Here is an 18,206-nt window from a genome sequence, read left to right as displayed (position 1 = left end):
ATCATGGGGAAAAGACTTTCATCGTACGGCCTGCTGGGGCTTTCGGGCTTCGCCTGCGTCATGTCGTTTGGTGGCGCCATTGGAACCGCGACAGCACAGTCCGGGCCAGCCACACCACCCACCGTTCACCGGCAGATCGATCAGGTGATGGTCACCGCCCGCAAACGCGAGGAAAGCCTGCAGGACGTACCGGTCGCGGTAACCGCGCTGGATAAAGCCAGCCTCGACCGTTACGCAGTCAGCGACCTCGTCTCGGCCGCCAAGATGACGCCGCAACTCACCATCAACGCCGGCGGCTCGAATGCGGGCGCCATCCTGTATCTGCGTGGTATCGGCTCCGGTGGCAATCTGGGTTTCGATCAGACGGTCGGCACGGTGATCGACGGGGTCTTTTACAATCGCGCCCGCTGGATGCAGCAGGCTTTCATGGACATGGAGCGCATCGAGGTCCTCAAGGGGCCGCAGGCGCTTTATTTCGGCAAGAACACGCCCGCCGGCGTGGTCATCGTCACCACCGCCGATCCGGGCGACGAGTTCGAGGGACTCGCGCGGCTGTCCTACGAGATCGAGGCGCGGGAATGGATCGGCGAGGCGATGGCCTCCATGCCGCTGTCCGACAAGTTCGGCGTCCGCATCGCGGCACGCTTCACCGACATGCGCGGCTGGATGAAGAACGTGGCCCAGTCCCAGTTCGGCGTCGATCCGCAGGGTTTCCCGGTCATTCCGGGTCCTGCCCATCTTTACAACTCGTCCGAGGAGTTCACCGGCCGTATTACCGCCAAATGGACGCCGACCGACAATTTCGATGCCACGTTGAAATTCCAAGGCAACACCACCAAGAATGCCGGTCAGAACACCATGAACCAGAAGATCGGCTGCCAGGGTCCGGGTGGTACGCCGCAACCGGTTTTTGGCGTGCCGGACCCGTTCGACGATTGCAAGCCCGACTTCAAGATATCCAAGAGCGACGCGCCCCCCGAGCTTGCGGCCAACGCGCCCTTCGACTTCCGCGGCGGCGTACCCTTCACCGACTACGAATCCTACAACGGCTCGCTGCTGGTGAACTATGACATGGGCGGCGTCACGCTGACCTCGGTCACTGGCTGGAACTGGTACAAGAACGCGTCCAGCGACAATCAGGATTACTCGGCGGCGGGCCAGATCTGGGCCAGCGAGATCGAGGAGTACGAGGTGTTCAGCGAGGAGTTGCGCCTGCTCAGCGACTTCGAGGGACCGCTGAACTTCATGCTGGGCGCCTTCTATCAGGACAGCAATTTCGATTACGACTTACAGGCGGATATCGCGCCCCTGCCCGCCGATCCGGTCACGGGCAGCTATTTCTCGTTCCGGCGGCCATCGCGCCAGGATGGCCGCAGCTGGTCGGTGTTCGGCGAGGTGATCTGGGAGATCGTGCCGCAACTGGAGCTGTCGGCCGGCGCGCGTTATTCCAACGAACGCAAGGTGTCCACCGTCCAGAACGCCTATATTCACACGCTGCTTGCTGGGGCACTCACCGGACAGCGCTTCGACGACACATTCCTGGACTCGAACGTCTCGCCGCAGGCCACGCTGACCTGGAAGCCGACGGACGACCTGACCCTTTACGGCGCGTACAAGACCGGCTTCAAGGCCGGCGGGTTCTCGCACACCGCCGTGCTGGTTCAGGGGATCAATCTCGACCGGCTGACCTTCGACAGCGAGAAGGTCGAAGGCTTCGAGATCGGCGCCAAGGCGACCCTGCTCGATGGCCGCCTGCAGCTGTCCAGCGCCGCGTATCGCTACGATTTCAAGGACCAGCAGGTCAGCGCGTTCGACGCCGAGACAACCTCGTTCACCATCGAGAACGCGGCCCGTACCCGGACGACCGGCGTGGAACTGGACGCGATCTACGTGGCGACCGACCAGCTTCAGCTGCGCGGCAACGTGGCCTACAACCGGGCCCGCTACCGCGACTTCCTCGGTCCCTGTTTCGCGGGGCAGACGCAGGAAGAAGGCTGCAACCAGCTGGTCAATCCCAATACCGGATTCCCGACGTCGCAGGATCTGTCGGGCAAGCACCCGCCGATCTCGCCCGACTGGAATTTGAGCCTGGGTTTCACCTATGACTGGAACCTGAGCAACTATCTGGGCTTCTCCATCGCCTCGGACGTCCGCTATGTCAGCTCCTATCCGCTGCTGCCGGAGAACCGGCCCGACCTTTTCCAGGATGGTTACATCACCGTCGATGCCGTGGCCCGGCTCTACAGCTTGAACGATCGCTGGGAACTGGCGCTGATCGGCCGGAACCTGACCAATGAAGTGATCCTGCTCAACAGCTCCGAGCGGCCTCTGACCGGCGGACCAGCCGGACGTCCTGCCGGGTCCGTCGGCGCCGGCATCCGCGCGGATGCCTTCGCCGCGACCCAGCGCAAGCGGCAGGTGCAGATCCAGGTCACCTACAGGTTCTAGAACAGAATCCGATCCCTTCGGATAACCCTGGCGGGCGGTGCGGGACATTCCCACACCGCCCGTTTTTTATGCCGGCAAACCGTCTGGACGCTGGGACGCAGAGATAATATAACAATGGATACAAAATACCGGGGAGTGTTCGATGCTGGAATTCGATGTGGTGGTGCTGGGCACCGGCGCGGCTGGCCTGACGGCCGCGATCACGGCCGCCGAAGGCGGCGCCTCGGTGGGCGTGTTCGAGAAGGCCGATAAGGTCGGCGGCACGTCCGCATGGTCCGGGGGCCAGGTATGGATTCCGAATAATCCGCACATGAAGGATCACGGCATCGACGACAGCCGCGAGAAGGCGATCACCTACATGATGTCGCTCTCGCGCGATCTGATGCGACAGGACCTGACCGAGGCCTATGTGGACGCCGGCCCCGAGATGGTGAACTTCCTGGAGTCGCGCACGCCGGTGCAGTTCTATTCGGTCAAGGACATGCCCGACTATCATCCGGAGTTTCCCGGCGGCAGTCCGAAAGGCGGGCGCACCATCGAATGCCCGATCTATGCCTATGAGGAACTGGGCGCGTGGGCCGACCGGGTCACGCCCTCGCCCTACTATCCCAATCCGCACATCACCATGAGCGAGACGCCGCTGGGCAAATCCGTGCCGCAGCCGCCCTCGGCCGAGGAAATCGCCCGCCGCAAGATTCGCAACGAACGTGGCTGCGGCCAGGCGCTGATCGGCCGGCTGCTGAAGGGCTGCCTGGACCGCGGCATCGAACCGCAGACCGAATGCGCGGCCCGGGAGCTGATCCTGGAGGACGGCGCCATCGTCGGCGTGATCTTCGATACGCCGGATGGCGAACTAAAGGTCCGCGCGCGCACGGGCGTGATCCTGGCCACCGGCGGCTTCGAATGGAATGACGACCTGAAACGCGCCTTCCTGCGCGGCCCGCTCACCCATCAGGTCTCGATCAAGACCAATACGGGTGACGGTCTGAAGATGGCCATGAAGGCGGGGGCCATGCTGGGCAACATGCGCGAGGCCTGGTGGACGCCGGTCGCCTCCGTCCCCGTGGAGGAAAACCCCATGGAGCGCATGATGATCATGGGTCAGCGCACCATGCCGCGTTCGATCATGGTCAACAAGCGCGGCCGCCGCTTCACCAACGAGGCCGCCAACTACAACGCGTTCGGCGCGGCCTTCCACGTCGAGGACGTGGCGAAGTTCGAATATGCCAACATCCCCAGCTGGCTCATCTTCGACCAGGGATATCTGGAAACCTATGGTTTCGGCATGCTTGCCGCCGGGCCGGGCCAGGCGCCTGACTGGGTGATCCGGGCACCGACCCTGCAGGCGCTGGCCGAGACGCTGGAGATTCCCGCCGATGAACTGGAAAAGACGGTCGCGCGATGGAACGAGAACGTCGCCGGCGGCAGCGATCCGGATTTCGGGCGCGGCGACAGCGCGTTCGATTGCTGGTGGGGCGACCCCTACCGCAAGGGCCAGCGCGACGCGACGCTGGGCCCGCTGGATCGCGGCCCATTCTACGCCGTCGAGGTGCGCAGCGGCGCGCTGGGCACCAAGGGCGGTCCGCAGACGGACGTGCATGGCAACGTGGTCGACATCGACGGCAATGCGATCCCCGGCCTCTACGCGGCCGGCAACGTGATGGCGTCCCCCTTCGGCATGACCTATGGCGGCCCGGGCGGCACGCTCGGCCCGGGCATGGTATTCGGCTATCTGTCGGGCAAGCACGCCGCCGAACGCCGAACCAACCGCTAGACGTTAAGGTGGGCATCGGGCGGGTGGTCCTGAGATATTAGGGTCGGTCGTCTGATGCATGCCGTCCCCGGTTGCGCTACGCTTGGGCCGGGGAGGACGAGACATGGACATCAAGGAAATGCTCGCCGGCAAAACCGCACTGGTGACCGGAGCGGCCAGCGGCATCGGCAAGGCGCATGTGGAGGTGTTCGCTCGCGCGGGCGCCCGTGTCATCGCCGCCGATATCCAGGAAGACAGGGGCCAGGCGGTCGTCGAGGCGGTGAATGCGGCCGGCGGCGAGGCGCGCTTCGTGCGCCTCGATGTCACCAGCCCGGCCGACTGGCAACACGCCGTCGCCGTCGCCATCGCGGCGTATGGACGGCTGACGACGCTGGTGAACAATGCCGGCATCTATCACCCCGGCGGCGTCGAGGAAGAGACCGAGGAAGGCTGGAGCCGGATGGTGGCGATCAACCAGACCTCGGTCTGGCTCGGCATGAAGGCGGCGATGCCCGAATTGCTGAAGACGGGGAACGCCGCCATCGTCAACATCTCGTCGCTTTATGGCCTTGTCGGCAGCCCAGGCTCATTGTCCTATCACGCGACCAAGGGCGCGGTGCGGCTGATGTCGAAATCGGCGGCGCTGGAATACGTCAAGCGCGGCGTCCGCGTGAACTCCATTCATCCGGGCCAGATCCGCACGCCCATTCTCGGCAATCTGACGCCCGAGCTGGACGCGGCGATCAAGGCCGCCATCCCCATGGGCGACATGGGCGAGCCCGAGGACATCGCGCACGGTTCCCTGTTTCTTTGCTCGGACCTGGCGCGCTATATCACCGGCATCGAGATGCCCATCGACGGCGGTTGGAGCGCGGCGTAATGACCATCGAACAGGCCCAGGACTTCCTTGACGAAAGCGAGGCGCTCTACGCGCTGCTGGAGCCGCTGGCGGAGGAGGACTGGGCGACGGTCACCCAGTTCAAGGGCTGGACCATCAACGATGTCATCGCCCATCTCCATCTATGGAACTTCGCCGCCGGCCTGACCCTGCGCGACAGCGATGGCTTCGTCGCCTTCCGCGCCCGCATCGGCGACGTCATCAAGGCGGGCGGCAGCCATCTGCAGTTCAACCATGACTGGCTGGCCGGGGTGAAGAACCAGCAACTGCTGCACCAGTGGCGGGACCTCACCCGCGACATCGCCGGACAGTTTGCCGAGGCGGACCCGAAGAAACGGGTGAAGTGGGGCGGCCCCGACATGTCTGTGCGCTCCAGCATCACCGCCCGCCTCATGGAAACATGGGCGCATGGCCAGGCCGTTTACGATGTGCTCGGTGTCGAGCGGATCGATACGGATCGTATCCGGAACATCGCCGTCATCGGCATCAACACCTATGGCTGGACCTTCGTCAACCGGGGCCTGGAGCCGCCCGCCAACCCGCCTTACGTTCGTCTGACGGCGCCTTCCGGCGACATCTGGGAATGGCACGAGCCGAGCGAGGACAACAGGATCGAGGGCGAAGCCACCGACTTCTGTCAGGTCGTCACCCAGGTACGGAACGTGGCTGATACCGGCCTGAGGACAACGGGGGACACCGCCGGGCGCTGGATGGCCATGGCGCAGTGTTTCGCGGGCGCGCCGGAAGATCCGCCGCCGCCGGGAACGCGGTTCCTCCAGCGCTGAGATGGATCGTTGCGCCGGCGGAACTTGGCTGCATGGAAGACGTTCAGACAGCAGCCATCCCTTCTGGAGTAGCGCCATGATCCGCACCCTTCTCGCCGTCGTCCTTCTCGGCACGGCCTCCATGTCCGCCGCCCATGCCGAGGAAAACCGCCTCTACATGGCGCCTGTCGAAGGCATGTTCTCGTTCACGCCCGGCCAGCTCGATCTTGCCGGCAACGAGGCAGAACTTGGCCCGGTCGCGCGTCCCGGCGATGTGGATACAGGAAGGCTCGAGACCTTTCTCGACGCCCATGACGGCGATACCCTGCTGATCGTGCGCGGCAACCGCGTGCTCCGCGAAGTTTCCCCCGACGAAGACCTCTATGCCGACGCCGGCCTGATCCCGCTGGTGGAGAGCGGCGTGGCCATGGACGAGATCGACGCGCTGGAAGCGCCTGACAGGGTGGATATCTGGGCGGTGGGCACGTCCATTGATCTGTCCGACAAGATCGAGGCGGTCTCAGAGGCGCAGAACAACCGCGGCGCCGCCGCCCTGATGCTGAAGCTGAGCCCGGAAGGCAGCCAGATGGTCGCGGCCCTGACCAACGCCAACGCCGGCCGCCAGATCGCCACCCTGCTGGACCGCAACGTGCTGGCGACTCCCGTCGTCACCGGGACGGTAACGAGCGACGTTCTCGCGGTATCGTTCGCCTCGCCGGAAGACCCCGCGCGCGAGACATGGGTGCTGGACACCCTGCGCGCCATGTCGCACCCTGCCGCCCAGTAGAGGCAGCGCCGGGGTTCCGGGTGAAGCAGTTCCAGACCAGTTTGACGATCCCGACCCCGGGTCCCGGCCTCATCGACATTACATCCCCCGTCAAGGGCTGGCTCTCTGGCCAGCCCTTGTCCGATGGTCTGCTCACCCTGTTCATCCGGCACACTTCCGCCTCGCTGACGATCCAGGAGAACGCCGATCCAGACGTGTTGCGTGACCTGCAGGATTTCTTCGCGCGGATCGCGCCCCGGGCGGTGCCTTATCGCCACGATGCCGAAGGGCCGGACGACATGCCCGCGCATATTCGCGCAGCGCTGACGCAAACGCAGCTGTCCATTCCTGTGTCGAAGGGCCGCATGGTACTGGGCGCTTGGCAGGGGATCTACGTGTTCGAACACCGTGACCGGCCGCACCGGCGCGAGGTCGCGTTGCATGTGATCGGCGCATGACCCGACTCCCGCTCATCGCCCTTCTCCTGCTCCCGCAGGCGGCCATGGCGCAGGAAATTGACCGGCAGCCCATCATCAACATAGTGCGCGGGTCGCCCGCGACCCCGGGCGGTCTCGCACTGCTGGATCGGGCGGAAAGTCACCTGCGGGCCGCCATCGCCAAACCGGAAAACGCGGCGGCGGAACTGGACGCCGACGATGGCGGTTTTGTCCGCTCCGTGGCCGCCATCGCGGCGAATGCCGCTCTGGCGGCTCAAGGCAAGGGCGCGGAAGGCCTCAAGGCCACAGCGGTCCGCGCAGAGGCATGCGCCGACGGCATGGTCGATCGGGCGCTGGCACTCGCGGCTTTTGCCCGCGCGCCCGGCGCCGACCATCAGCTCATCGCCGCACGCCTTGCTCAGCTCGACCAGGGACAGGATGCCGACGGCGATGGCATGTCCGGCGAGGCCGGGACGGAATGCGGGATGCGGCAGCTCAGGAACCTCGTCGCCCGACTTGCCGCCACCGCCGGCCTGTAGCCGTCACGCCGCCCCGGCGTGAGCGGCGATCAGATCGGCCAGCCGGTCATTGAGCTGCGGCGGGAAATTGTGCCCCATGCCCTCGATCACCTCCAGCCTCGCGCCGGGGATCAGTCGGGCGGTATCCTCGCCATGGGCGAGCGGCAGCAGCGGATCGGCATCGCCGTGTATGACCAGCGCCGGCGCCGCGATGCCGGGCAGCACCGTCTCTCGGGAACCGGACGCCATGATGGCGGCATATTGCCGTAGCATGCCTAGGGGATAGAACGAGCGGTCGTAGAGTTTTTCCGTGAACGAACGGACGATCTCGTCCGGGACCGGATATCCGGGACTTCCGATGACCTTGGCCAGCTTGACGCCATGATCCACCACCGATTGGCGGTCGAAGCCAGCCGGTCGCGACATGAGCGCCGCCGTCGCCTCGGGAGCGCCGGGTGGCAAACCGGGGCGGCCACTGGTCGACATGATGGAAGTCAGCGAACGGACCCGGCCGGGATATCGGGCCGCGACGAGCTGGGCGATCATGCCGCCCATGCTGGCGCCGACCACATGCGCCTTGCCGACGCCGAGCTCGTCCAGAACACCGGCCGCGTCGGCGGCCATGTCGGCGAGCAGATAGGGCACGCTCACCGCCTCGCCCGCCGCCAGCGCCTTGCCGAGGGCCGCCAGATCGGGGATGCCCGCGCTGTCCAGCTTCTGGGAGAGGCCGATGTCGCGGTTGTCGAAGCGGATGACCCGGTATCCCCGCTCGGCGAGCCCACTGCAGAACCGGTCGGGCCAGAGCAGCATCTGCGCGCCGAGCCCCATGACCAACAGAATGGCGGGTGCGTCGGCCGGGCCGCGTTCGTCATATTCGATGGCGAGGCCGTTGGCGGTAATCCGTGGCATGAAGCGTCTCCTGCGATGAAGCGAGAGGATGCCACGCCCGCGCCGCCGGACCAAGCGAGCGCACAAACGAAAAGGGCGCCCGGCCATGGCCGGGCGCCCGATTCCGTCACGGCAATGCCGGATTATTCAGCGGCATCGTCCCCGTCAGGACCGTCCTTGTCGGGGCCGTCCTTGTCATGGCCGCCGTGGCCGTGACCGCGCTTGCCCTTCCACTGCATTTCGTCAGCGGTGATCTTGCCGTCTTTGTTCTTGTCCATCCGCTCGAACATGCCGCCGGCCGCGAACTCCTCCTTGGAGACCTTGCCGTCCTTGTTCGTGTCGAGGCGGTCGAACATGCGCTTCTGGCGTTCGGCCTTGCGCTCTTCCATCTTCTTTTCGTGATAGGCCGTGAGTTCAGCCGGCGTGACCGCGCCGTCCTTGTTGGCGTCGGCCGCCGAGAATTCATTGCCGCGCTTGGCCTCGAATTCCGCCTTGCTGATGGAGCCATCCTTGTTGGTGTCCAGCATCTCGAGCATCTTGGTCTTGTGCCCGCCGGGACCATGGCCCTCATGAGAACCGGCAAACGCCGCGCCCACACCGGACGTCATTGCGAAACCCGTGACCAGCGCCGTGATCAGAACCTTATTAGCCATGTTTTCTCTCCGTGATCGTCTTCGTTAGACCTTGCCTTTAACGCAGCTCTTCGGAAAACCCTTCGGAGATTTTTCAAATAATTCTATCGGCATCTGTTTATCTGGCGTTCATGTTCCAGGATCTTCGACGATCTTGACGAGCTGCTTACCCCGGTTGGCGCCCATGAACTGACCCAGCGCCGCTTCCGGAACCTTGTCGAAGCCATCGGCGATATCGAGGACTTCCTTTATATGACCACCCCGCATCCAGTCGGCGAGCCGGGCCACGCCCTCGGCGAACCGCCCAACATGATCGAAGAAGAAAAATCCCGCCATGGTGCAGCCGCGCATGGCGAGCGCCATGTGGTTATGCAAACCCGGCGCCTGCGCGTTGTATCCGGCGATGCCGCCGCAGATGACGATGCGCCCGCCATGGGCCATGTTGGCCAGCGCCGCGTCCAGAATGCCGCCGCCCACATTGTCGAAGAAGACATCGATGCCGCGCGGCGCCAATTCCGCCATGCGCGCCGCCACATCCTCGGCCTTGTAGTCGATGGCCGCGTCGAAGCCCAGTTCACCGGTCAGCATGGCGCATTTGGACCCGCCGCCGGCAATGCCGATGACCCGGGCGCCGCTCAGCTTCGCGAGCTGGCCCGCGATGGTGCCGATGGCGCCCGCCGCGCCGGAAACCACGACTGTGTCACCAAGCGTGGGCTTGCCGATGTCCGCGAGACCGAAATAGGCGCACAGGCCGGTCATGCCCAGCGTCGCAAGGCCCGACGCCAGCGAAAAGTCCGTAGGAATACGCTGCAGCGGTGTACCAGTGCGGTCGAAGGCGCCCGTGGTGACGTAATCGGCGAACTCGAGAAAGCCGGTCACCGCGTCCCCCGGCTTGAAATCCGGATGGCGCGATGCCACGACGCGTCCCGCGACGCCGCCGCACATGGGCTGACCGATGGGAATGGCCCGAAACCGTTCCTCCATCCCCTTGACCCAGGCATGGTTCATGGGATCACACGAGAAATAGACATTGCGGATCAGGACCTCGCCGTCACGCGGCTCCGGAATGGCCGCCTCGCGGTACTCAAACTGCTCGTGAGTCAGCCCCAATCCGCTGCCGCCGGGCGCGTCGGCAACGCACCATTGCCGGTTCATGTCGGTCATCCTGCCCTCCCTCATTTTCAGCAAGCCTACTACATGCACGGGCGAAGCACACCGCCCGGACCGGCAAAACCTGCCATGGTGCGCCGCTGGCATGTGGTCTAGACTATGTCCATGAACCCCTTGGCTTTCCGGCCCGTATTACCGGATCGCGCCCGCCAGACTCAGGCGAATATTAGATGCGCTCATAATGCCCGAACCCATGCAGTCGGAGGAATTGCGCCTCCAGCAGATCGAGAATGTTCTTCGCAGCAGTGAGGAGCGTTTCCGTCGGGTCGTGGAGGCCGCGCCCAGTGCCATGGTGATGATCAACACCCACGGCCGGATCGAAATGGTGAATACGCAGGCAGAACGCGTGTTCGGCTATACCCGCGCCGAGATGCTGGGACAACCCGTGGAAATGCTGGTACCCGGCCGTTTTGCCGGCAACCACCCTCCCCTGCGGGAGCTGTTCTACGCCCATCCGGAGTCAAGGCCCATGGGCGCGGGCCGCGACCTCTACGCGTTGCGCAAGGACGGCACCGAATTTCCCGTGGAGATCGGTCTCAACCCAATCGAGATGGCCGATGGCAAGATGGTGCTGTCGGCCATCGTCGACATTTCCGACCGGAAACAGAAGGAACAGCGGATCGAGGCCGCCCTGAAGGAAAAGGACGTCCTGCTCCGTGAAGTCCATCACAGGGTAAAGAATAATCTGCAGATCATCGACAGCCTCCTGAACCTGCAGATGATGCGACTGGACGACCCCGCCGTCGCGGACATGTTGCGCGAGAGCCAGCACCGCATCCGCTCGATGGCGCTGATACACCAGACCCTTTACCAGTCGGAGGATTTCGCGCGCGTCGATTTCAGCCGTTTCATCGACTCTCTTGCCCAGACCCTGACCAGTTCCTACGGCCTCGACGCGGGACGGATTCAGGTTTCGGTGGAAGCAGAGCCCGTCGCGCTCCCCATCAACACGGCAATTCCCTGCGGGCTTGCCGTCAATGAACTGCTTTCCAACGCGCTCAAGCATGCGTTTCCCGGCCAATCGGAAGGCCGTATCGTCGTGGGCCTGGCGCAGGATGGCGACGACAACATCACGATCTGGGTTGCCGACAACGGCATCGGTCTGCCGGAGACCATTGATATCGACACCACGCCGACCTTGGGCCTGCAACTGGTGACACTCCTCGCCGATCAGGTGGGTGGCCACCTCACGCTTCAGCGATCGAACCCGACACGGTTCACGCTGACGCTCCCTCATTCCAAGTAACGAGGCGCTCGATGAATATGCCCAAGATCATGGTTGTCGAAGATGAACGAATCGTCGCCCTGCACCTGCGGCAGCAGCTGGAAAAGCTGGGTTACGAGGTGCCCGCCGTCGTCTCCTCGGGCCAGCAGGCCCTGGACCGTGTCGGCAGGGAGCGTCCCGACCTGATCCTGATGGATATCAAGATCGACGGCGACATGGACGGGATCGAAACCGCATCGCGGCTGCCCTCCGACAATCCCATCCCGGTGGTGTATCTGACGGCGTATTCCGAGGAGGCGACGCTGGCGCGGGCGCGGGAGACCCAGCCCCATGGTTATCTGCTGAAGCCGTTTTCCGAACGGGAGCTCCACGCGACCATCCAGATGGCGCTTGAGCGCAAGAAGGCCGAGACCGCGAGAAGCGAACAGGAAGAACGGACGCACCAGACCCAGAAGCTGGAGGCGATCGGCCAACTGGCAGGCGGCGTGGCGCACGACTTCAACAATCTGCTGGCGGTGATACAGGGCAATCTGGAGCTCATGAAGGACCTCGCTCCCAGTCCCGAGCTCTCCGACATGATTCAGGACGCGCTGCGCGCGGCATCGCGCGGCGCCAGCCTGACCCAGCAGCTGCTGGCCTATTCACGCCGGCAGCCGCTGCTGCCCCAGGTGCTGGACCTGCCCGCGCTGGTCGCGGATCTGACCAAACTGCTCCGGCGCCTGCTGGACGAAACCATCGATATCCACACCAGAATGCCTTCGGGGATGTGGAAGATTCGCGCCGATCAAAGTCAGCTGGAAAGTGCCTTGCTCAATCTGGCGGTCAATGCCCGCGACGCGATGCCCGGTGGCGGCACCCTGACCATTAGCGGCATGAACGCGGATATCACCGCCCCTGATCCGGACATTCATGGCGAGATGCAGGCGGGTGCCTATGCGGCGCTGGCCGTCGGTGACACCGGAACAGGCATGCCGGACGACATCGTCGCCAAGGCACTGGAGCCCTTCTTCACCACCAAGCCGCTGGGCAAGGGAACGGGCCTGGGTCTCAGTCAGGTGCTCGGCTTCGTTCGCCAATCCCAGGGTGGCCTCAAGATCGAGACCCGCCCGGACCACGGCACCACGGTCTACCTCTATTTCCCGGCGATCGAAGCCGATCTGGCGGAGGTCGCGCCGCCCACGCCTGTCGCCGACACGTCCGCCGCCAAAGGTGAGGTGGTTCTGGTGGTGGAGGACGACGCGATGGTCCGCAAGCTGGTTCTCCGGATGCTGATGTCCCTGGGATATAAGACCATCGAGGCGGAAGAAGGCGCCACGGCCTTCGAAATCCTGCGCGGCAACCAGCCCATCGATCTGTTGATGACCGATCTGGTGCTGCCAAAGGGCATCAGTGGCATGGCGCTGGCCCACGAGGCCAGACGCCAGCGGCCAGACATGAAAGTCCTTTTCATGTCCGGCTATACCGCCGGCACGTTTCCCGACGGGCCTGCCGACGACGACACCACGCGATTCATAGCCAAACCGTTCGGCAAGATCGATCTGGCGCTCAAGGTGCGCCAGGTTCTGGCGGGTTAAGCGCCCTCAGGAGAAGGGATCGTCGCCGATCTTCACCAGTTGCTTGCCCATGTTGGCGCCGCTGAAAAGACCGATCAGCGCCTTCGGCGTCTTGTCGAAGCCGTCCGCCACATCCACGGTCTCCTTGAGCTTACCTTCCGCGATCCATTGCGAGAGGCGGGCCATGCCTTCCGGCCAGCGGCTCATGTAATCGACCACGATGAAGCCTTCCATGCGCGCGCGCTTCATGATGAGCTGCATGTAGTTGGCCGGGCCGGGGATGATCTTGGTGTAGCCGGCGATGCCGCCGCACAGGGCGACACGGGCGTTCATCGCCAGATTGGCGAGGCCCGCCTCCAGCACGGAGCCGCCCACATTGTCGAAGAACACGTTGATGCCGCCGGGCGCCAGCGCCGCGATGCGGTCGGCGACCTTCTCCGTCTGGTAGTCGATGCAGGCATCGAAGCCCAGATCCTTGACCACCCAGTCGCACTTCTTGGGGCCGCCGGCGATGCCGATCACCTTGCAGCCCGCCAGCCTGGCGAGCTGGCCCGTGAGCGAGCCGACAGCGCCAGCGGCGCCGGAGACCAGCACAACGTCGCCGGGCACGGGACGGCCCACATCGAACAGGCCGAAATAGGCCGTCAGACCGGTGGTGCCCAGCGCGCCGAGCACCGCCGTGGGCGGCGCGTTCTTCGGCTGCTTGTTGACCGGAATACCGTTCCGATCACGGCCGTCGGAGACGTAGTAGTCCTGCCAGCCGAACACACCGTAGACCAGATCACCGACCTGATATCCCGGATGCTGCGATTCAACGACGCGCGCCACCGCGCGCCCCAGCATCACGTCGCCGATCTTCATGGGCGCCATGTAATCGGCCAGCTCGCGCATCCAGCCCTGCATGGCCGGGTCGATGGAGAGGTACATGGAACGGACGAGAAACTGACCGGGACCTACTTCCGGGCGCGGTGCCTCGTTGTACTTGAAGTGCTCGTCGAGGACGACCGGGTTGTTTTCTTCAGGCCGTCCGTTCAACAGCCACTGGCGGTTGATGTCGTTCGCGCTCATCGGCTTTCCCCTTAGTTCCGGTATTCCTTGATCAGGTTCCGCGCGATCAGCAGCTGCTGGATCTGCGAAGTGCCCTCGTAGATACGGAAGATACGCACGTCGCGGTAGAAGCGCTCGACGGGGTACTCGGACATGTAGCCCGCGCCGCCGTGGATTTGCACCGCCCGGTCGGCGACGCGGCCGACCATTTCCGAAGCGAAGTACTTGCAGGCGGCGATGTCGCCCACATTACGGTTGCCCGCGTCGTAATTGCGCGCCGCGTCCAGGACCATGCACTGGGCCGCGTAGGATTCCGTCCGGCTGTCGGCGAGCATCGCCTGCACCAGCTGGAAGTCGGCGATGGCCTGGCCGAACTGCTTGCGATCGACGGCATAGCGCACGGATTCCTCGACCAGACGCTGGGACACGCCCACGCACAGCGCCGCGATGTGCAGACGGCCGCGATCGAGTGTCTTCATGGCGGTCTTGAAGCCCTGCCCTTCGACGCCGCCGATCAGGTTCTCGGCCGGCACGCGGCAATTCTCGAAGATGACGTCGTACACATTGGCGCCCGACTGGCCCATCTTCTTGTTGGGCTTGCCCACGGTCAGGCCGGGGCTGTTCTTCTCGACGATGAAGGCCGAAACGCCGCCCGCGCCCTTGTTCGACGGATCGGTGCGCGCCATCAGGGTGAAGATCGAAGCGTCGGCCGCGTTGGTGATGTAGCGCTTGGTGCCATTCACCACGTAATGGTCGCCGTCACGGATCGCGGTGGTGCGGATGCTCGCCGCGTCGGAGCCGGCGTCCGGCTCGGTCAGCGCGAAGGAGGCGACATATTCTCCCGCCGCGACCTTGGGCAGGAAGCGTTCCTTCTGCTCGGGCGTGCCGTCGATGACGATGCCCTGAGAACCGATGCCGTTATTGGTGCCGATCTTGGACCGGAACGCCGGCGAGGCGCGGCCAAGTTCCATGATGATGTAGGCTTCTTCCTCGGTGGTCAGGCCCAGCCCGCCATATTCCTCCGGAACGGTCATGCCGTAGAGGCCCATCTCGCGCATCTCGCGCAGGATTTCGGCGGGTACGGCGTTGTCCTCGACCACCCGGTCTTCCGCCGGGATCAGGCGTTCGTTGACGAAGCGACGAATGGTGTCACGGAGCTGATTGAAAATTTCCTGGTCGCGGATCATGGCATGTTCCCGTTTCTTGTCTCGGCTGGGCGAACTCGCCGACGCTTATAGTGCGTTACTGAAGCGCCGAAAACCCGCACGTGTCGTGAATTTCCACATGGGAGGGCGTAACATGGGCGAAACGACCCTCAAGGATCCGTCATGCTCGATCATCAGCCGCTGCTCGATCTCGCCTCCGCGCTCGGCATCGGCCTGATGATCGGCGTGGAACGCGGCTGGTCGCAGCGCGACAAGCCCGACGGCGGGCGCATGGCGGGCCTGCGGACCTTCACCCTGATCGGCCTGCTGGGGGGCTTGGCCGCCTATCTGTCGCAGCAACAGGGGATCTGGGTCCTGATCGCCCTTGCGGCGCTGGTCGGTCTCATCGTCGTCGCATCGCTGGTGCGTACTCCATACGATGCCGGCAACCGCGGGATCACCACGGAAATCGCGGTCGTCCTGACCTTCGCCCTGGGCGCGACGGCAGGGTATGGCGAGCACAGCATCGCCGCCGCCGCCGCCGTCGTCACGACCGTCCTGCTGGCGTTCAAACCGCCGCTGCATAAATGGGTCGAGAATTTGGAAAGGCCGGAGATCCACGGCGCCATCCGGTTGCTGGTGATGTCGCTGGTGATCCTGCCGGTTCTGCCCAATGAAGGATTTGGACCGTGGCAGGCGCTGAACCCGTATCTGATCTGGCTGATGGTCGTCCTGATCTCGGCCCTGTCCTTCGCCGGCTACATGGCGGTGAAATGGGCGGGCCCCCGCCTTGGCCTCATCGTGACCGGTATCATGGGCGGCCTCGCCTCCTCGACGGCCGTGGCGGTCAGCATGGCGCGGCTCGGCAGAGGCAGCGAAACGGTGCGGCCTGCCGCCGCGACGGCCGCCGTCGCCAGTTCCACCGTCGTCTATATCCGGCTGCTGGCGGTATCGGCGGCATTCTCCCCCACGCTCGCGGGACGGTTGGCGCCGATCCTGGGCGCCATGGCTCTTGCCGGGCTGGTCGTGATCATCATCATGTGGCCGCGCCGACCGGACGCGCGGGATTCGGCGCGCGCGGGCGAAGACCTTCACGGCATGAAGCCCTTCAGCCTGTCGGTCCCACTGAAATTCGCCGCCGTGCTCGCGGTGGTCATGGTGAGTTCCGCAGGCCTGCAGTCCTGGCTGGGCGACGCGGGATTGCTGCTGGTCTCGGGCATCGCCGGCCTGACCGACGTGGATGCCCCGACGCTGACCGCCGCCGAACGCGTCGCACGGGGTCTGCCTGCCGCGACGGGAGCACTCGCTATCCTGATCGCCGTGGCGGTCAACATCCTGGCCAAGTTCACGATCATCGCCTGGACAGGCGGCAGGGACATGGCGGCACGTGTCGCGCCCGGCCTGCTGGCCGCCCTGCCTGCCGGCGCGCTGGCCTGGTGGCTGGTCCGCTGACGCTCAACCGCGCCAGAACGGCTCGGCATCCCGGAAACCGTCCCACGCCTTCGCCAACGCGTCATCGGAGACGTGGCCCTGGCGTTCGTGCCAGTCCAGAAGCGCGGCGGTCCCCGTCTCCATCTGACCGCCATCCTCGCCCGCGTCCATGAGCCGGCCGCAGAGCTCGCGCGCGACCGCTAGGTCGTTCAATTTGCCGAGCAACTCCAGCGTGTCGGTCAGCGCATCCCGAAATCGCTTCACATCCTTCTTGGGGTAGAGGCTGCGAAAGAACTCGCCCGCATAGCGCAGCTTCTTGAGCGCGATACGCACCTCATGCTTTTCATGCACATCCAGCGTCTCGAAGTGCTTCCCCGCCTTCAGCGCCTTCTCGTAGAGCTTGTCCAGCAAGGGCGCCGCGAGTTCGGTCATGGGCCGCTCCAACGCCGCCATCTGTTCCGCATCGAGACCGGCGCGCCAACCCGCACGTTCAATCCACCCGGCAAGCCGCAGCGCGAAGACCGTATAGGCCGGCGAGGCGATGGTCATGCGGGCCTCGGTATAACCGGCCCGGCGTTTGTGTTCGGCGGCCGAGGCAAGGGCACGCAATCCGCGATGCTCGGGCCAGAGGGACATGACCGGATCCAGGGTTTCCGTCAGAAAGACGTCCCAGTCCCGTGCAGGTCCAAGGCTGCTCGCGACCCATTTCGCCTGATCCTTGAATTCCGTCAGGGGCGGATCGGGAATATAGCGGCGAAAGAAGACGATGGCAGAACGCAGGCGGCGCAAGGCGACGCGTATCTGATGCACGCCTTCCCTATCCCGGCCGTCGATCACGGCGGCCTGGTTGGCGAACCAGTGCTGGACGCAGGCGCGCAGACTGGCCCGCATTCCCGCTTCCAGCGAGACATCGGCGTCAAATTCCAGCTTGTCCGCCTTGGTTGTCCGGGGCGGCTCGCCAGCGGCCAGCCGATGGCCCCGAGCCGACTTGCTGTCGATGGATAGCTGCAACGGCACCTGTTCGGAAAGGCGGGCACCCATGTCGAAAATATCGGCCGGATGCCCGTCCAACAGTTCGAGTTCGACCTCGCTGACGGACTCTTCCTTTGAACCGGCCCGGATCAGGCCCTGGTCGATCGCGACCTCGATCCGCGTGGCCGCCGCGCTGCCGGGCGGATAAAGGGCGATCAGCTTGCGCCGCTCGATCTCGGTCGCGAATATTTCGCCCAGCGTGTCCATCCCCTCGAACCGCGGCACGAAGGAGGGCACCGGTGTTTCCCACTCGCCGCGTGCGAACAGAACGCTCTCGCCCTGCGCTTCGGTCTTTACGGTCTGGATGAACCCCGCGTCGGTGCGCCGCACCCGCAGGGCGATGCGCTTGGCGCCGAGCTGCCGGTCGGGCGTGTCGTAGTAACGGCTGTCCAGCATCTTGACCTGGGCCGGCGCCGTGATGGATGCCGTCTGGTTCAACGCCACCAGCAGGGCGGACAGGTCGCCCCGATACAGCTTCAGCTTGATCTCGGTTTCCATG

16 protein-coding genes are annotated in these 18,206 nt (G+C 64.7%); 10 read left to right on the top strand and 6 right to left on the bottom strand.

The features are described from left to right. The first annotated feature begins 3 nt into the window (after positions 1-3). From WJU17_RS16705 to WJU17_RS16675, 7 genes are all read left to right on the top strand, one after another. Positions 4-2,448: a TonB-dependent receptor gene (locus WJU17_RS16705; RefSeq protein ID WP_346328528.1), complete on the top strand. Its 2,445-nt coding sequence runs from the start codon at positions 4-6 to the stop codon at positions 2,446-2,448. A 142-nt stretch (positions 2,449-2,590) separates the two neighbouring features. Then, a complete protein-coding gene (locus WJU17_RS16700; protein WP_346328527.1) occupies positions 2,591-4,222 on the top strand; it encodes an FAD-dependent oxidoreductase in 1,632 nt (543 codons plus the stop codon). A 103-nt stretch (positions 4,223-4,325) separates the two neighbouring features. Beyond that, the gene (locus tag WJU17_RS16695) at positions 4,326-5,081 is read left to right on the top strand and encodes a glucose 1-dehydrogenase (protein WP_346328526.1); all 756 of its coding nucleotides are present in this window, start codon (positions 4,326-4,328) and stop codon (positions 5,079-5,081) included. Continuing rightward, complete coding sequence (locus tag WJU17_RS16690; RefSeq protein ID WP_346328525.1) at positions 5,081-5,884, top strand: TIGR03084 family metal-binding protein; 804 nt, start codon at positions 5,081-5,083, stop codon at positions 5,882-5,884. Before WJU17_RS16695 ends, WJU17_RS16690 begins: the two co-directional genes overlap by 1 nt. A gap of 76 nt (positions 5,885-5,960) precedes the next feature. Then, positions 5,961-6,650, top strand: a complete 690-nt coding sequence (locus WJU17_RS16685; protein WP_346328524.1) for a hypothetical protein — start codon at positions 5,961-5,963, stop codon at positions 6,648-6,650. Positions 6,651-6,670: 20 nt separating this feature from the next. Next, positions 6,671-7,087 carry a secondary thiamine-phosphate synthase enzyme YjbQ gene (locus WJU17_RS16680; protein WP_346328523.1) on the top strand — a complete coding sequence of 139 codons (417 nt, stop codon included), beginning with the start codon at positions 6,671-6,673 and terminating at the stop codon, positions 7,085-7,087. After that, the gene (locus WJU17_RS16675) at positions 7,084-7,605 is read left to right on the top strand and encodes a hypothetical protein (protein ID WP_346328522.1); all 522 of its coding nucleotides are present in this window, start codon (positions 7,084-7,086) and stop codon (positions 7,603-7,605) included. Before WJU17_RS16680 ends, WJU17_RS16675 begins: the two co-directional genes overlap by 4 nt. 3 nt (positions 7,606-7,608) lie before the next feature. Here the strand turns inward: WJU17_RS16675 and WJU17_RS16670 are convergent, their stop codons facing one another. From WJU17_RS16670 to WJU17_RS16660, 3 genes are all read right to left on the bottom strand, one after another. Next, positions 7,609-8,493 (bottom strand): alpha/beta hydrolase, encoded by an 885-nt coding sequence (locus WJU17_RS16670; protein WP_346328521.1) that lies wholly within the window; start codon positions 8,491-8,493, stop codon positions 7,609-7,611. A gap of 122 nt (positions 8,494-8,615) precedes the next feature. Beyond that, a complete protein-coding gene (locus tag WJU17_RS16665) occupies positions 8,616-9,125 on the bottom strand; it encodes an EF-hand domain-containing protein (protein WP_346328520.1) in 510 nt (169 codons plus the stop codon). A 108-nt stretch (positions 9,126-9,233) separates the two neighbouring features. Next, on the bottom strand, positions 9,234-10,268 hold the full coding sequence (locus WJU17_RS16660) for an NADP-dependent oxidoreductase (RefSeq protein WP_346328519.1): 1,035 nt from the start codon (positions 10,266-10,268) through the stop codon (positions 9,234-9,236). A 187-nt stretch (positions 10,269-10,455) separates the two neighbouring features. Here WJU17_RS16660 and WJU17_RS16655 point away from each other — a divergent pair, with 187 nt between their 5' ends. Further along, positions 10,456-11,520: a histidine kinase dimerization/phosphoacceptor domain -containing protein gene (locus WJU17_RS16655; RefSeq protein ID WP_346328518.1), complete on the top strand. Its 1,065-nt coding sequence runs from the start codon at positions 10,456-10,458 to the stop codon at positions 11,518-11,520. Between the two features lie 11 nt (positions 11,521-11,531). Further along, positions 11,532-13,073, top strand: a complete 1,542-nt coding sequence (locus WJU17_RS16650; protein ID WP_346328517.1) for a response regulator — start codon at positions 11,532-11,534, stop codon at positions 13,071-13,073. 6 nt (positions 13,074-13,079) lie between these two features. On the opposite strand, the gene WJU17_RS16645 is transcribed toward WJU17_RS16650, so the two are convergent. Both WJU17_RS16645 and WJU17_RS16640 read right to left on the bottom strand, forming a co-directional pair. After that, complete coding sequence (locus tag WJU17_RS16645; protein ID WP_346328516.1) at positions 13,080-14,120, bottom strand: NADP-dependent oxidoreductase; 1,041 nt, start codon at positions 14,118-14,120, stop codon at positions 13,080-13,082. A gap of 11 nt (positions 14,121-14,131) precedes the next feature. Then, the gene (locus WJU17_RS16640; RefSeq protein WP_346328515.1) at positions 14,132-15,286 is read right to left on the bottom strand and encodes an acyl-CoA dehydrogenase family protein; all 1,155 of its coding nucleotides are present in this window, start codon (positions 15,284-15,286) and stop codon (positions 14,132-14,134) included. 141 nt (positions 15,287-15,427) lie between these two features. On the opposite strand from WJU17_RS16640, the gene WJU17_RS16635 reads away from it, so the two are divergent. Then, entirely contained in the window at positions 15,428-16,696 is a 1,269-nt protein-coding gene (locus WJU17_RS16635; RefSeq protein WP_346328514.1) for an MgtC/SapB family protein, read from the top strand. A 3-nt stretch (positions 16,697-16,699) separates the two neighbouring features. On the opposite strand, the gene WJU17_RS16630 is transcribed toward WJU17_RS16635, so the two are convergent. Further along, a complete protein-coding gene (locus WJU17_RS16630) occupies positions 16,700-18,205 on the bottom strand; it encodes a CHAD domain-containing protein (RefSeq protein ID WP_346328513.1) in 1,506 nt (501 codons plus the stop codon). Position 18,206 lies beyond the last annotated feature (1 nt).

Source organism: Iodidimonas sp. SYSU 1G8 (assembly GCF_039655775.1).
GTDB lineage: Bacteria > Pseudomonadota > Alphaproteobacteria > SMXS01 > SMXS01 > RI-34.
Note: the sequence above shows the minus strand (reverse complement) of the source record. Positions and strands in the feature narration are given on the sequence as shown.

Bases quoted from the DNA above. Each gene is read 5' to 3' on its own strand.
- WJU17_RS16655 (WP_346328518.1), top strand. From the start codon at position 10,456: ATGCCCGAACCCATGCAGTCGGAGGAATTGCGCCTCCAGCAGATCGAG.
- WJU17_RS16695 (WP_346328526.1), top strand. From the start codon at position 4,326: ATGGACATCAAGGAAATGCTCGCCGGCAAAACCGCACTGGTGACCGGA.
- WJU17_RS16660 (WP_346328519.1), bottom strand. From the start codon at position 10,268: ATGACCGACATGAACCGGCAATGGTGCGTTGCCGACGCGCCCGGCGGC.
- WJU17_RS16675 (WP_346328522.1), top strand. From the start codon at position 7,084: ATGACCCGACTCCCGCTCATCGCCCTTCTCCTGCTCCCGCAGGCGGCC.
- WJU17_RS16670 (WP_346328521.1), bottom strand. From the start codon at position 8,493: ATGCCACGGATTACCGCCAACGGCCTCGCCATCGAATATGACGAACGC.
- WJU17_RS16640 (WP_346328515.1), bottom strand. From the start codon at position 15,286: ATGATCCGCGACCAGGAAATTTTCAATCAGCTCCGTGACACCATTCGT.
- WJU17_RS16645 (WP_346328516.1), bottom strand. From the start codon at position 14,120: ATGAGCGCGAACGACATCAACCGCCAGTGGCTGTTGAACGGACGGCCT.
- WJU17_RS16700 (WP_346328527.1), top strand. From the start codon at position 2,591: ATGCTGGAATTCGATGTGGTGGTGCTGGGCACCGGCGCGGCTGGCCTG.
- WJU17_RS16685 (WP_346328524.1), top strand. From the start codon at position 5,961: ATGATCCGCACCCTTCTCGCCGTCGTCCTTCTCGGCACGGCCTCCATG.
- WJU17_RS16665 (WP_346328520.1), bottom strand. From the start codon at position 9,125: ATGGCTAATAAGGTTCTGATCACGGCGCTGGTCACGGGTTTCGCAATG.
- WJU17_RS16705 (WP_346328528.1), top strand. From the start codon at position 4: ATGGGGAAAAGACTTTCATCGTACGGCCTGCTGGGGCTTTCGGGCTTC.
- WJU17_RS16690 (WP_346328525.1), top strand. From the start codon at position 5,081: ATGACCATCGAACAGGCCCAGGACTTCCTTGACGAAAGCGAGGCGCTC.
- WJU17_RS16630 (WP_346328513.1), bottom strand. From the start codon at position 18,205: ATGGAAACCGAGATCAAGCTGAAGCTGTATCGGGGCGACCTGTCCGCC.
- WJU17_RS16635 (WP_346328514.1), top strand. From the start codon at position 15,428: ATGCTCGATCATCAGCCGCTGCTCGATCTCGCCTCCGCGCTCGGCATC.
- WJU17_RS16650 (WP_346328517.1), top strand. From the start codon at position 11,532: ATGAATATGCCCAAGATCATGGTTGTCGAAGATGAACGAATCGTCGCC.